Source organism: Nocardia sp. CA-128927 (assembly GCF_050955855.1).
Classification (GTDB): domain Bacteria; phylum Actinomycetota; class Actinomycetes; order Mycobacteriales; family Mycobacteriaceae; genus Nocardia.
In genome coordinates, this window is the sequence record NZ_CP192087.1 from 9,264,226 (window position 1) to 9,277,728 (window position 13,503).

At 68.3% G+C, this 13,503-nt stretch carries 12 protein-coding genes; 5 read left to right on the top strand and 7 right to left on the bottom strand.

From position 1 onward, the window contains the following. Positions 1-8 precede the first annotated feature (8 nt). From ACQPW1_RS43165 to ACQPW1_RS43185, 5 genes are read right to left on the bottom strand one after another with little or no spacing between them, the layout of a single operon-like run. Positions 9-746 carry a lytic transglycosylase domain-containing protein gene (locus ACQPW1_RS43165; protein ID WP_433659189.1) on the bottom strand — a complete coding sequence of 246 codons (738 nt, stop codon included), beginning with the start codon at positions 744-746 and terminating at the stop codon, positions 9-11. A gap of 28 nt (positions 747-774) precedes the next feature. Beyond that, positions 775-2,376: an ABC transporter ATP-binding protein gene (locus ACQPW1_RS43170; RefSeq protein WP_433659191.1), complete on the bottom strand. Its 1,602-nt coding sequence runs from the start codon at positions 2,374-2,376 to the stop codon at positions 775-777. Next, positions 2,373-3,215 carry an ABC transporter permease gene (locus ACQPW1_RS43175; RefSeq protein WP_433659193.1) on the bottom strand — a complete coding sequence of 281 codons (843 nt, stop codon included), beginning with the start codon at positions 3,213-3,215 and terminating at the stop codon, positions 2,373-2,375. The genes ACQPW1_RS43170 and ACQPW1_RS43175 overlap by 4 nt, the downstream gene beginning before the upstream one ends. Next, positions 3,212-4,168, bottom strand: a complete 957-nt coding sequence (locus ACQPW1_RS43180; RefSeq protein WP_433659195.1) for an ABC transporter permease — start codon at positions 4,166-4,168, stop codon at positions 3,212-3,214. The genes ACQPW1_RS43175 and ACQPW1_RS43180 overlap by 4 nt, the downstream gene beginning before the upstream one ends. Next, positions 4,165-5,682 (bottom strand): ABC transporter substrate-binding protein, encoded by a 1,518-nt coding sequence (locus ACQPW1_RS43185; RefSeq protein ID WP_433659197.1) that lies wholly within the window; start codon positions 5,680-5,682, stop codon positions 4,165-4,167. The genes ACQPW1_RS43180 and ACQPW1_RS43185 overlap by 4 nt, the downstream gene beginning before the upstream one ends. Positions 5,683-5,945: 263 nt before the next feature. Between ACQPW1_RS43185 and ACQPW1_RS43190 the strand changes: the two genes are divergently transcribed. From ACQPW1_RS43190 to ACQPW1_RS43210, 5 genes are all read left to right on the top strand, one after another. After that, entirely contained in the window at positions 5,946-7,148 is a 1,203-nt protein-coding gene (locus ACQPW1_RS43190; RefSeq protein WP_433659198.1) for a TauD/TfdA family dioxygenase, read from the top strand. Beyond that, positions 7,120-8,130, top strand: coding sequence for an ornithine cyclodeaminase family protein (locus ACQPW1_RS43195; protein ID WP_433659200.1), 1,011 nt, complete (start codon positions 7,120-7,122; stop codon positions 8,128-8,130). Before ACQPW1_RS43190 ends, ACQPW1_RS43195 begins: the two co-directional genes overlap by 29 nt. Then, on the top strand, positions 8,121-9,470 hold the full coding sequence (locus tag ACQPW1_RS43200; protein WP_433659201.1) for an alanine racemase: 1,350 nt from the start codon (positions 8,121-8,123) through the stop codon (positions 9,468-9,470). The genes ACQPW1_RS43195 and ACQPW1_RS43200 overlap by 10 nt, the downstream gene beginning before the upstream one ends. A gap of 31 nt (positions 9,471-9,501) precedes the next feature. After that, positions 9,502-10,539 carry a PLP-dependent cysteine synthase family protein gene (locus tag ACQPW1_RS43205; protein WP_433659203.1) on the top strand — a complete coding sequence of 346 codons (1,038 nt, stop codon included), beginning with the start codon at positions 9,502-9,504 and terminating at the stop codon, positions 10,537-10,539. A gap of 232 nt (positions 10,540-10,771) precedes the next feature. Continuing rightward, entirely contained in the window at positions 10,772-12,184 is a 1,413-nt protein-coding gene (locus tag ACQPW1_RS43210; protein ID WP_433659205.1) for an MATE family efflux transporter, read from the top strand. 97 nt (positions 12,185-12,281) lie between these two features. Here ACQPW1_RS43210 and ACQPW1_RS43215 read toward each other — a convergent pair whose 3' ends face one another. Beyond that, positions 12,282-12,857 (bottom strand): TerD family protein, encoded by a 576-nt coding sequence (locus tag ACQPW1_RS43215; protein ID WP_433659206.1) that lies wholly within the window; start codon positions 12,855-12,857, stop codon positions 12,282-12,284. 77 nt (positions 12,858-12,934) lie between these two features. Next, positions 12,935-13,426 carry a pyridoxamine 5'-phosphate oxidase family protein gene (locus ACQPW1_RS43220; RefSeq protein WP_433665502.1) on the bottom strand — a complete coding sequence of 164 codons (492 nt, stop codon included), beginning with the start codon at positions 13,424-13,426 and terminating at the stop codon, positions 12,935-12,937. Between the last annotated feature and the right edge of the window lie 77 nt (positions 13,427-13,503).

Consider the following 13,503-nt stretch of genomic DNA (forward strand, 5'->3'; position numbering starts at 1 on the left):
GGACGAGGTCATACCCGGCGGCCGACGCTGTAGGCGGCCGCGCGATCGCGCACGGTCAGCAGGTAGCTGTTGGACTGGTTATAGGTGAGCAGCGCCTTCTGCCAACCCTGCTCGGAGGTCAGGTCGCCGCCGCTCGCGCACAGGTAGCGGGCCGCGGTGAGGGCCGCGTCGTCGATGTTCTGCGGGTCGGCCACGCCGTCGCCGTTGGCGTCGACGCCCCAGCGCTTCCAGGTTTCCGGGATGAACTGCAGCGGGCCGATCGCGCGATCGAACTCCGGGTCACCGTCCAGCGCACCGCCGTCGGTGTCCTTGACGAACGCGACGCCCGGCTTTCCGTCGAGCGGGATGCCGATGATCGGCGGACGCACCGTGCCGTCCGCGTCGATCCGCGAGCCGCCGTGCGAGCCGTGCTTGCTCTCCACGCTCGCGATGCCCGCGATGGTCGTCCAGGCGATACCGCAGTCCGGCTTGGACCGCGCGAGTACCGCCGCCGCGTAGCCGTAGGCCTCCAACGCGACCGACGGAATCGCCATGCGGTCCGCCTGCTCCTCGGCCCAGCCGCGCAACTGAACGGCCGTGCGGCCGGGGCCGTCTAGGTCGATGAGCGGCAGCGGGGTGCCCGGGCCGGGCGGGATGCCCTCGGGAATCGGCGGGAGATCACGGTCGATCCCGCAACCGGCGAGCGCGAGGGTCACCATGACGGCGGCCAAAGCGCCGGTCTTCTCGAGGAGCACTCCACCTATCATCCAGGTGCGACGGAGTACCCCGCGGAACTCAGCCGAGCAGCTCGCGCGTCGCGGTGTGCGCCGGGGCGGCGAGTATGGCGCGCGTCTCACCGGATTCGACGATTCGGCCCTGATCGAGAACGACCAGGCGCGGGCAGTGTGCGGCGACCAGGGCCATGTCGTGGCTGATCACCAGCAGAGCCATGGCGCGGTCGGTGCGAACGCGGTCCAGCAGGGTCATGATCGATGCGGCGGTGCTGTGATCCAGCGCGGAGGTGATCTCGTCGCAGATGAGGACCGCGGGTTCGGCGGCGAGTGCGCGGGCCAGGGCGACTCGCTGGCGTTGGCCGCCGGACAGCTCGTGTGGGTAGCGGCGGGCCAGCTCGGGCGCGAGCTCGACGGAGGCGAGTAGTTCGCTGACCCGTTGGGCCAGTTGGCGTCTGGGTACACCGCCGATGCGGCGCAGTGGACGACCGAGGGTTTGCGCGACGGTTCGGCGCGGGTTGAGGGCGGATCGCGGATTCTGGGTTACCAGTTGAATGCCGTTGCTGCCGTTGGCCGCTCGGCTACGGCCGGTGACCGGAATCGGCGTTCCGTGCAGCTCGAGTGTTCCGCTTGCCGAGCGGTGCAGGCCCGCGATTACTCGGGCGAGCGTTGTCTTGCCCGCGCCGGAGACGCCCACCACGGCGAGCGCCGAGGCAGGTGCCAGTTCGAGGTCGATGGCGGCCAGGACCTCGCGCTCGTCGATCGACGCACTGATGCCCTTGGCATGCAGCAGGAGCGGGACCGTGCCAGGCACCGGTGGCTCGTGTTCCGCAATGCGGTCGGGCGTGGGCGGTTCGACGGTCTCAGCCGAAGGTGGACGCTCGTTGGTATCGACTCCGAAGCACGCGGCACCAAGTTCGATGATGTTGTCCGCGATGGCGTGCACGGTTGTGGTGTCGTGGCCGGACAGCAGGATCGCGGTGGAGCGTTCGGCGGCGATCTCCGTCAGTAGGCGGGCGATGTCGGTGCGCAGGGCGCCGTGCAGACCGGCGAGGGGTTCGTCGAGGATCAGCACGCCGGTCTGGCGGATCAGGGCGCGGGCCAGTGCTACTCGGCGTTGTTGGCCGCCGGAGAGCTCGCCGGATCGACGGCGCAGATGTTCCGCCGAGAGGCCGACCAGTTCGAGGGTCTCGATAACGGTGTCACGGGAGGCGTGGCGGGCGACCTCGTGCAGCAGTCCGTGTACTCGCATCAGCGGATTGAGGGCAGATCCGGGGTCCTGCCCTACGTAAGCGACGTGGGTGCGCCGGAACCGCTGCCGGGCAACGGGATCGAGTGCGAATACGTCGTGGCCTGCGACCGAGACCGAGCCGCTGCACCGGGACGCGCCGGTCGGGAGCTGCCCGAGTAGCGCCCGCATCAGCGTCGTCTTGCCCGAACCGGAGGGCCCGGTGAGCGCGGTGATCGTTCCCGCGGCGATCTGAAAGCTGTTGGGGCCGAACAACTCCTGGCCCGTCGAGCCACGTACCGACAACTCGTCGACCACTACCGGCACGCTTGCGGTCTGTCCCGCGACTCCATCACCGAGCCCCGGCGCGTGGCTGCTCGCACCGTTCGGCGAGCCGTGATCGAGGGCGGCGGCCACGCGTGACGTTCGCTCGCTCATCCGCGCTCCCCTCGTCCGAAAGCGGTGACGGCCAGGTTGACGCTCACCGCGACAACCGCGATGGCCAGGCTCGGCGCGAGGACCGCCCAGGGGTTCAGCAGCATGCCGGAGGCGTTCTCGCGCACCATGACCGCCCAGTTGCTCGCACCGAGGGTGGTCGGCAATTGCAGGAACGATGCCGTGCTGACCAGGTAGACGGCGGCCACGAAGCGGAGGCCGAGCTGAGTGGCGATCACCTCGCGCAGATTCGGGATCACCTCGCGGAAAACCAAGTGCGGCAGGGTCTCACCGCTGGCCTGGGCCGCCTCGACGTAGCCGGAGGCGGCGACACCCGCGGCGGCCGCGGCGAAAACCCGGGCACAGTACGGGGTGCCGAAGAGCATGGCGACGACGAGCAGGCCGATGGCGCCCGCGTCCGGCCAGGAGGTCAGTACCAGCAGGATGCCGAGCACGGCGGGCAGCAGCATAGCGAAGTCGGTGGCCAGCTCGATGAACCCGCCGACCCGCGGTCGCAGCGCGGCGATCGCGCCGAGTACACACGACAGCGCAGTTACTGCCGCGGCGATCAAGGCGGCCAGCAAGAGCAGACCCCAACCGCCGTAAAACAATTGGCTCAGGACATCGCGGCCCAGCCGATCGGTGCCGAACCAGGCGTCGGGACTGGTATGACCGAACGGGATGCCGACGGGAGTCTCGGATGCGTGCGGTGCCAGCGCGGGGCCGAGCACGGCGAGCAGCGTCACCAGGACGGCGGGTAGCACTGTCAGCAGCCGAAGGAGTTGCACCCGTCGGCGATTCGTCCCAGCCACCTGTTCGCTTTGGCGCAGTGCGTGATTCATCCGCGCCCCCGCAATGACCAGGCGCGGATTCCGTCGGCGACCGCGAGCACGCACATGATGACCGCACCGGACAGCGCGACCACCGAGGCGACCACCGACACATCGCGATCCGCCACCGAACCGGCGAGCACGGCACCGAGACCCGGATAGTTGAAGATGGTCTCCACCACCAGCGATCCGCCGAGCACCATCCCGACGGTGGTCGCGAAACTCGCCACGATCGTCGGTAGCGCGAACGGCAACACATGCCGGAGCAGCACGGTGCGCGTGGAAATACCGTCCAGCACGGCGCTTTCCACGTGCGGCGCCTGTGCCGCGTCCACCATGGCGGCGCGCACGACCCGGGTGTTCCATCCGATCTGCGGGATCGCCAGCGCGAGCACGGGCAACACCAGCATGTCCGGGCTCGCCGGAAAGCCGGATCGATCGGTGATAGTGACCGCGGGCAGCCATCCGGCGGCGAGCGCGAACACCAGGATCAACAGGGTCGCGACCACGAATTCCGGTATCGCCGCGGCGATTGTCGTCGCGGGCTGTAGCAGCCGGACCGCGCCCTGCCGGATGACCGTCGCGCTCGGCGCCACCTGCTGCCGCGCCGCCCACCAGATTCCCAGCAGCAGCGACGCGACCACGGCCAGCGTCAATGCGAGCCCGCCGAGCAAGAGTGTTGGCGGGAACTTGTCGGCGAGCAGCTCGTTGATCGAACGCCCACGCGCAGTATGGCCGAAGTCGCCGGTCAGCACCCCGGCGATCCAGTCCCAGAAGCGTTCCGGCAGTGGCCGGTCCAGGCCGAGCTCGCGCTCCTTCGCTACGATCCGGTCCGGCGTCGCGTCCCGTCCGAGCACCGCCCGCGCCGTATTGCCTGGCAGTAGGTCTACAACGACGAAGACCGTTGCCAGCAAGGCGATCAGCAAAGCGATGCGCCGGACGAGCAGGCGCGCGAACGGGATCACCCGGCCAACCAGGCTCGTTCCAGCTGCACCCTGGCGAAGCCGCCGAGTGTCGGCAGGTCGTGCACCTTGGCGGACGCGATGTCGATGCCGTCGGCCATGCCCCACACCAGGTAGCCGCCGCGCTCGTGCTCGATCTGCTGCACCTCGCGGCTGGCCTGCGCGTAGTCCGAATCATTCTGTGCCGCCAAGGCTTTCGAGGTGGCTGTATCGAATGCCGCGTCTTTGAAGTCGGTTTCGTTGCGGTTGGAACCGCTGGACATCAGGTTCTTCGCGTAGAACAACGCGGAATCGTTGGTGCCCCAGGAGACGGTGTAGAGGGGCGCCTTCAACCAGGTCTGGTCGTAGAACGCGTTCGACTCCTGGGTGACCACGTCGAGGCGGACGCCGATCTCGGCCAGCTGAGTCGCGATGACCTTGGCCGATTCGACCTCACCGGGTGCCTCCGCCTTGGTCACCAGCGGGTAGGAGCGCCCCGTATCGAAACCGGCTTCGCGCAGCAGCGTTTTCGCGCGGCCGATATCCCGGGTGCGCTGCGCGATAGTCTTGTCGTACATCGGATCGGCGGTGCCCAGAATGTCGTTGGCGACCTTGCCGTAGCCCGAATGCACCTGGTTCACCAATGCGTTTCGATCGACACCGAGCCTGAGCGCGGCGCGCACCTTGGTGTCTGCGAACGGCCCGTCCGAGGCGCGCATCGCGACGCCGAGCATGATGTCGTCGGCGCGCCGCACCACCCGCAGGTCGCCGCGCCCCTCGGCCGTCCGCCCGGCGATCGCGCCGACGTTGGAGGCAAGGTCGATCTGCCCGCCCAGCACGGCATTACCCAGCGCGGTCACGCTCTCGAACATGGTGACCTCGATGGCGTCCAGCAGCGGCGGCGTGCCGTGCCACCGCTCGTTGCGCACCAGCCTGGCATTGCCGCCCTGGTACGACTCCAACCGAAACGGCCCGGTGCCAATGGCTTTGATGAAGTCAGTGGTGTCCTTTTTCACAGTGAACGTCATCAGCCGCACCAGCAGCGGCAGTTGAGTGTTCGGCTCGGGCACGGTGAGCACCACCCGGTTCGGGCCGTCGGCGGTGATGTCCTCAACGGCCACCGGCATTTTCGACGCGCCGCCGACGGTACGCAGTCTGCGCAGCGACCACACCACGTCGTCGGAGGTGACCGGGCTGCCGTCGTGGAAGGTCGCGCCGTCGGCGAGGGTGAAGGTCCAGCGGCGGCGTTCCTGGTCCGACTCCCACCGAGTTGCCAAGCGCGGTGCGACATTCGGGTCGCCGCCGGGGACGGTGAGTGCGTCGTACACCAGCGAGGTGATCAGGAAGTCGCTGTCGTTGCTCAGGTTGGCGTGCGGATCGCGTTCACTGCGCGCCGCGATGCCCAGCGCGCCGACCCGCAGCGTGCCGCCGCGCTGCGCGGGCCCGGCCGAGTCGGTGTCCTTCGAGCAGGCGGCGAGAACGAGCACCGCTCCGACGCCGAGACCCGACCGCAGGAGCTGCCGCCGATTCAAACCCATTCCGCTGCCTTCTTCCTGGACAAGCACCCTCGCGCGGTCGCGATCGTGCTGACGCTAACCAACAATGCGATCAGGACAGGCTAGCCTAATCAGTCGCGCGTCATGCCACCCCGATTAAGCCGAACTTCACTATAGTTATGCACTTCCGCTATTTTTCCTAAACTCGCTAAGGTAAGCCTTGCTTTACCCGGCCAGACCGGATAGCTTCGCAGATCGACGTCACTCCTGCTCTTTTCGAACGATGCGAAGAAGGGACCCCCTCGGTGAAAGGCGTTCTCTCCGAACGTAAGACGCTTCACCCGCAGGATATCGAACGTCGTGAGCTCCCCGCCGCCGCCGGGCGTGCGGTGCGTCAGCTCGCGCGAGAGATATCTACCACACTGGATACGACGCTGCACGACAAGGCCGCGACCGCCGCCACGCTGACCGACCCGGCCGTGATCGCACAGATCGACGCCAGGTTCGCCGAATTACCCGCTGACGTCCGCCGCACCATGCGCCCGCCCGCCACCGCGGCAGGCGCCACCATCGTGAGCCGGCTCCCGCTCACCGACGACGAATTCGGCCCCACCCCGCCGAGCTGGCGAGAAGCCGCCCAGTGGAGCGGCACCGCCGCCCGGCGCGCGCACTCGTTCGAGCTCGACCTGGTCATGCTGTTGCTGGCGCGTTCGGCCGGTGAGCCCTTCGGCTGGCAGGGCCAGCAGGGCGGACGGCTGGTCAACAACATCCTGCCGTCGCCCGGCCACGAGGACGAGCAGTCCGGCGCGAGCAGCAAGACCCTGCTCAGCCCGCACTCCGAGGACGCCTTCCACCCCGAGCGCGCCAATCTGCTGATGCTCGGCTGCCTGCGCAATCCGGACATGGTCGGCACCACGGTGTCGTCGGTCCGGCGGGTCGAGCTCACCGCCGACCAGCGGCGACTGCTGAGCACGCCGACCCTGCCGATCCTGCCCGACGTCTCGTACGGCAGTGGGCACGAACGGTATTCGGCCGCGCCGCTGCCGACGCTGTGGAGCTCGGCCGGACCGGATGAGACGACGCTGCGCTACGACCCGGCATACACCCCGCTCGACGACGCCGACGCCGAATTCCGCGCCGCCTACGCCAGGCTGACCGCCGAACTGGAGCACGTCTGTGTGACGGCCGCCCTCGCGCCCGGCGAGGTGTTGCTGGTAGACAATGACGTCGCGGTGCACGGTCGAGTACCGTTCACGGCGCGTTACGACGGCACCGACCGCTGGTTGAAGCGGGTGAACGTGCGCCTGCCTGATCGACCGCGGCGGGCCGAAGAGGCCGACGAGAATGGATATGGGCAACGGATCGTCGCCCCGTTCCGAGCAGCAGTGAATTCCGCGTTCGTGTCCGGCGGCTGCGACCCAGCCCGTACGGACGGACACCGGGAGAACCATCCGGTGGCGATAGAGCGGGAAGCAGCACATGATCGAGGATCCTTTGAACATCCGTGACCGCAGCACCCACTTACGGGTGCTGAGCCGTAGCGACCTGGCGGGCGTGCCGATCACGCCCGGCGATGTGGTGCGCGCGGTCGAAGATGCGTATCTGGCGTTCGCCGCGGGCGATTCGGACAACCCACGCAAACTGAGCGTGGCCAATCCGGACGGCTGGTCGGTGTCCTACGCGATGCTCGGCCGCGACGGTCGCCGCCGGGTGGTCGCGATGAAGACGTCGTACAAGTTCGACCCCGGACACGATCGCAGCACCAAGCGCTACTACACGACCATCACGCTGTACGACGACAGCACCGGCGCGCCGATCGCGATGATGGACTGCTCCAGGGTCGGCGCGCTGCGCACCCCGGCGGTGTCGGCGCTGCTGGTGCGCGAGACCATCCGCCGCGGCGCGGAGAGCGTGCTGCTGATCGGCACCGGCACCCAGGGCCGAAACGCGTTGCCGCACTTGCTCGCCGCGAATCCGCAGCTGCGCAAGCTGATGCTCTACGGCACCCATCCCGAAGGGCTGGACGCGGTGCACCGGCACCTGGCCGAGTACTATCCGCACGCGCTGCTCGAAACGGTCGAGGACCCGCGGGCCGCCGCGGCCACCGCCGACGTGGTGCTGGCCACCGCCGGTCCCGGCACCGAGGTGGCGCTCGAATCCGGTGATCTCGCACCGGGTTCGACGGTGGTGCTGGTCGGCTACGGCCTGGCCCCCTCGACCCTGGTCAATGCCGACCGGGTGGTCGCCACCAGCGCCGAGCAGATGGCGTTGACCGGTACCGACATGGTCGGGCCGGACGGTCGGCTGCGCGCGGTGGACGCCGAGTTGCCGCAGATCCTGAGTCGGTGCGCGGTCGCGCGACGCTCGGACGACGAGCGCATCTTCGTCTACAACAGCGGGCTGGTGCTGACCGATATCGCCGTCGCGCACGCCCTCGCCGAGCGAGCCATCGCGGAAGGCCGTGGCACGGAGGTGCCCCTGTGGGATTAGACGTCGGCGGGATCGGGGTGACGCGCGGTGCGATCAGCGCCGCCCCGGTCCCGGCACACCTGGACGAGTGGGAACGCCGCGCGCTCGGTGATCCGAATCTCCTGGGTGACATCGGCTTTGCGGTGGGCGGACCGTTCCACGTCATGTATCCGTCGCTGGTAGGCCGCAACATCCATGGGTTCCACGCGGTGTTCGAGCAGGCGGGGATCGATGGCGTCATCTACTACGGCAAGAAGGCAAACAAGTCCGCCGCCGTTGCGCGTGCCTGCGCGGAAAACGGTGCGGGCGTGGATGTTTCCAGTACCGGCGAGCTCACGGCGGCACTCGCACAGGGTGTGCGCGGTAACGAGCTGATGGTGACGGGGCCCGCGAAGTCCGACGAGCTGGTGTGGCTGGCCACCCGGCACGGTGCACTGATCGCCGTCGACGATCTCGGTGAACTCGAACGTCTTGCCGCACTGGGCATCTCGGCCCGGGTGCTGCTCCGAGTGCTGCCCGCCGGGTCGGCAAGCCGCTTCGGCATGACCGAGGCCGAGATCGACCACGCGTTGACCACAATCGGCGGCAACGAATCAATCCGCCTGGAAGGCTTCAGCTTTCACCTGTCCGGCTACGACGCCGTGGCGCGCGCCGAGCTGGCCCGCGAGCTGATCGCCCGCTGCCTGCACGCGCGGACACTGGGCCATCCCGCCACGACGCTGTCGATCGGTGGCGGATTCGGCGTCGACTACGTGCCCGCCGCCGCCTGGGCGGAGTTCACCGAACACGTCGACCGGCGGTGGTTCCACTCCGGCAAGTCGTTCGAGTCGTACTACCCCTATCACTTCCCGGCACCCGGCCCGACCATGCTCGCCGCGATCCTCGAACACGACGGACTCGCACAGCGGCTGCGCGACAACACCATCCGGCTGGCGATCGAGCCGGGGCGGGCGCTGCTCGCACACGCCGGATTCACCGTCTTCCGGGTCCAGGGCAGCAAGATCCGGCAGGCCGACGGTGCGCCGTACTGCCTGCTCACCGTTGACGGCACCAGCTTGAGCCTGTCCGAACAGTGGTTCGACAGCGAGTACCTGCCCGACCCACTGCTGTGGCCCACGCGGCCGGGCACCGTCACGCCGACCAGCGTCGGCGCCGCCACCTGCCTCGATTCCGACATGCTCAGCTGGCGCCGCATCCCCCTGCCGCGCGCCGCAGCGGTCGGCGACCTGCTGATCTACCCCAATACCGCCGGATACCAAATGGATTCGAACGAATCCGCCTTCCATGACCTGCCGATACCGCCGAAAGTCGTGCTGCACGACGCATCGGACGATCGGTTCCGCTGGACGCTCGACGGCTGACACCCCACCCACCTGAACGAGGAGATACTCCATGCCGCTCGTCACGCGCGTGACGGACCTGATCGGCCGCACGCCGCTGTTCGAACTGGCGGCGACCTCGACCGGCACCCGGTTACTGCTCAAGCTCGAGCAGTTCAACCCGACCGGCGCGGCCAAGATCCGGATGGCCCGCGAGATGGTCCTCGATGCGGAGCGTCGTGGTTTGCTGAGAAGTGGCGGGCATATCATCGAGTCGACATCCGGGAACACCGGACTCGGTCTCGCGGTAGTAGCTGCCGAACGTGGGTATCGCTTTACCGCAGTGGTCGATCATCACGCATGTAAGGACAAGCTGCGCGCTATGCGAGCAATGGGAGCGGAACTGGTGTTCGTCGCCGACGTCGGCGACGACAACCTCGCCACCTCGGCCCGGGAAGACCTGGCCGAGGCGATGGCGGCCGCGCGGCCGGACGCGTACTTCACCGAGCAGCACAACAACGACGCCAACGCGGTCGGCTACTACGCGGTCGCCGAAGAATTGCTGGAGGACGTGGAGCGGGTCGATATCCTGCTCTCCTCGGTCGGCACCGGCGGTTCGCTGTTCGGCACCGCGACCCGGCTGCGCCAACTCGGTTGCCCGGCCCGGGTGATCGGCGTGGAGCCGGTCGGCTCGATCGCGTTCGGCGGCGAGGGCGGCCCGTACTGGCAGTCCGGCACCGGCACCCCGCCCGGCGCCACCATCGGCACCGCGGTGGACTACTCGCTGCTGGACGAGGGCGTCAAGGTGACCGACGTCGACGCCTTCGCCACCGCCCGCGCGGTCGCCGCCGAGCTGGGCCTGATGATCGGCGGCTCGGCGGGCGGCTCGGTGCATGCCGCGCTTACCCGTCTCGACGAATTCCCGGCCGGCTCGACGATCGTCACCCTCGTCTGCGACGGCGGGGAGAAGTACCTGGACACGGTCTTCGACGACGCCTGGATGGCCGAACGCGACCTGCTCGACCCCGACGCCGAAGCCGAGGTACGAACGATGCTGCACCGCTACGCCCCCGCTGCCCGCCACCCCATCGCTCTCGCGGCGGCGCGATGAAGTGCCCGCACACCCACGGATCACAGCGCCGCGCACGGAATCGCCCCCCGCGCACGGAATCGCCAGCGGTTTCGTGCGCAACAGAACAAAACGTGCGCGGCGCCTGGATCACCGCGCCGACAGCTGCTGATCGGCGCAGCGCACGAATCGGCCCGCCGCGCACGGAATTGCGGGCAGTTTCGTGCGCGGGCCGCGGAAACGTGCGCGGCGCCGGGCGGGCGGAGGTAGCCAGGTGAACCTGTCGGGCTACCGTGCCGACAGTCGTCGGCTGACCGCGCTCGCCACCCCGATCGCGATGACGCAGTTGGCGCAGATCGCGGTGTCCACCACCAACATCGTGCTGATGGGCACGCTCGGCGTGCAGCAGGTGGCCGCGGGTGGGCTGGCGATCGCGCTGTTCAACCAGATTCGCACCATGTGCGTCGGGCTGATCACCGCCAGCGGCAATCAGATTGCCACCGCGGTCAGCTCGGCGGGCAAGCGTGGCGAATCCCCCGATGACGAGATCAAGGATGTACTGCGGTCGAGCTTCCTGATCGCCACGCTCGCCGGAATCGTCGGTGGCGCACTGCTCATCGGACTCGGTTGGGCGCTGCAATGGCTCGGGCAGGACGCCGGGGTGCTGGCCGACGCACGTCCGCTGATGGTCGCGCTGGCGCCGGGTCTGTTGCCGTGCCTGTGGTTCCAGGTGCTGCGGCAATACACCGTCGGCATGCAACGCCCGCAGGCGCTGCTGCTGGTCACGCTCGGCTCGGTGGTACTGAATCTGGTGCTGGCGCTCGGCTTCATCCACGGCCGCGCCGGACTGCCCGAACTCGGCCTCACCGGCATCGGCGTGGCCACCTCGCTGGTCTTCCTGATCACCTTCGGCGTATTCTGGGCGATGGTGCGCCGCGACCCCCGGCTCGGCGCGACGTTGCCGCTGTGGCCGTGGCCGGTGCGGCGCTCCACCGTCCTCGCCGAACTGCGGCTCGGCGGGCCGATCGCGCTCACCTATGGCTCCGAGGCGGGCATGTTCTCGGTGCTCGCCCTCGTCATGGGCAGCATCGGTCCGGCGGCGCTGGCCGCGCACAACATCGTCTACCAGATCATCTACATCGTGTTCCAGGTCGCCATCGGCCTGTCACACGGTGCGTCGATCCTGGTCAGCCATGCCGTCACGCGCGACGAGTACCAGCACGCCCGGGCACTGGCCTGGCTGGCGCTGCGTCATGTCGCGGTCGTGGCCGCGATCACCGGCGTGGTCTATGTGCTCGCGCCCGATCTGGTGCTGCGTCCGTTCTTGAACTCGAGCGATACCAGCACCATTCAGATCGCGCACACGCTGTTGTTGATCGGCATCGTGCTGCAGTTCTTCGACGCCGCGCAGAACATCGGCACCGGACTGCTGCGCGGATTGAAGGAGACCAACGCGGGCTTCCGGCTGTCGGTCATCGGCTACTGGTGCGTCGGCCTGCCCGTCGCCCTGCTGCTGGCCTTCCCGGTCGGCCTCGGTGCGGCAGGCGTCTGGTGGGGTCTGACCGCGGGCCTGGCCACCACGGCAGGACTGATGCTGCGCCGGTACTTCGCCCTGCTCGACAGCAGGGAACGGGACCGGCCGCAGGTGGTGGCGGAGACGCCGGAAAGCCTCAGCAGCCCAAGCTGATCGGCGGCGATCGTCGGGCGGTTCTTCCGCAGGTCTGCCAAGGCCGACAGGATCCGGAAGAACCGCGCCGCGATCGCCGAGTTCTGAGCGCGATCGGTCAGATATGCACGCCGTAGTCGCGGGCGATACCCGCGAGCCCGGAGGCATAGCCCTGGCCGATGGCGCGGAACTTCCACTCGTTGCCGTGCCGGTACAGCTCGCCGAACACCATGGCGGTTTCGGTGGAGGCATCCTCGGTCAGGTCGTAGCGGGCGAGTTCGATGCCGGTCGACGCGTCGGTGACCCGGATGAACGCGTTGCGGATCTGTCCGAACGACTGGCTGCGTGCGTCGGCGTCGTGAATGGACACCGGGAAGAAGATGTTGGTGATGGTCGGCGGGGTGGCACTCAGGTCGACGTTGATCACCTCGTCGTCGCCTTCGCCCTCGCCGGTCAGATTGTCGCCGGTGTGCTCGATCGAGCCCTCCGGTGAACGCAGGTTGTTGTAGAAGATGAAGTGCTGATCCGACAGCACCTTCTGGTCCGGCCCGGTGGCCAGCGCGCTGGCGTCCAGGTCGTAGTCGGCGCCCGTGGTGGTGCGCACGTCCCAGCCGAGTCCTACCGCGACCTTGGTCAGGTTGGCTGCCTGCTTAGACAGCGAAACATTCCCGCCTTTGGCCAATGTGACGCTCATGAATTCCTTCCGTGCGGCCCGTTCGCGCCGCCGTCATTCCCGATTATCATCGTGCGTTCCGGAACTGTTGTGCCGGTTCAGATTTGGTTGTCGACCCAGGATCGCAGGGTGCTCACGCGCCCCTCCAGCGCGTGTAGTTCGGTCGGATCGAGCACGGTGCGCTGGATGCCGTTGGCCACCGCGAAGGCCGACTGCCGGTGGTCGTCGATCGCCTCGACATCGATCCGTACCGCAACATAGTCGGCGGCGCCGGGCATTTCCTCGGCGATGACCCGCGCGGTGCCCCGCGCGCACAGCGCGACATTGCCGCCGCCGAGGATCAGCAGCGCCACCTGCGGACGTTCGCGCAGGCGGGCCAGCGACCCGCGATCGAACTTCAGGCTGAGCAGGATGCGCCGGTCAGCGGCGCGCACCGGCCAGGACACCGGGATCGCGTGCGGCCCCGGGTCGGTGGTAACCAGCACCGCGATCGTTTCCTGGGGCCATTCCGGTAGCACGTCCAGCTCGGGATGATCGTCGTGATCTGTCGAGTGGTCTTGACGTTGCACGTGGCTCGCTCCGGCTACCATCTTCGTCACCTCATGGATCGTCGAGCGCGACGGGCTGTGCCGCGCTTGATAGCAGTCTAAAGTGCTGGGCCGCTTGT

Excerpts from the sequence above, each read along its gene's own strand:
- ACQPW1_RS43165 (WP_433659189.1), bottom strand. The coding sequence starts at position 746 with ATGATAGGTGGAGTGCTCCTCGAGAAGACCGGCGCTTTGGCCGCCGTC.
- ACQPW1_RS43170 (WP_433659191.1), bottom strand. The coding sequence starts at position 2,376 with ATGAGCGAGCGAACGTCACGCGTGGCCGCCGCCCTCGATCACGGCTCG.
- ACQPW1_RS43175 (WP_433659193.1), bottom strand. The coding sequence starts at position 3,215 with ATGAATCACGCACTGCGCCAAAGCGAACAGGTGGCTGGGACGAATCGC.
- ACQPW1_RS43185 (WP_433659197.1), bottom strand. The coding sequence starts at position 5,682 with ATGGGTTTGAATCGGCGGCAGCTCCTGCGGTCGGGTCTCGGCGTCGGA.
- ACQPW1_RS43195 (WP_433659200.1), top strand. The coding sequence starts at position 7,120 with ATGATCGAGGATCCTTTGAACATCCGTGACCGCAGCACCCACTTACGG.
- ACQPW1_RS43205 (WP_433659203.1), top strand. The coding sequence starts at position 9,502 with ATGCCGCTCGTCACGCGCGTGACGGACCTGATCGGCCGCACGCCGCTG.
- ACQPW1_RS43215 (WP_433659206.1), bottom strand. The coding sequence starts at position 12,857 with ATGAGCGTCACATTGGCCAAAGGCGGGAATGTTTCGCTGTCTAAGCAG.
- ACQPW1_RS43220 (WP_433665502.1), bottom strand. The coding sequence starts at position 13,426 with ATGGTAGCCGGAGCGAGCCACGTGCAACGTCAAGACCACTCGACAGAT.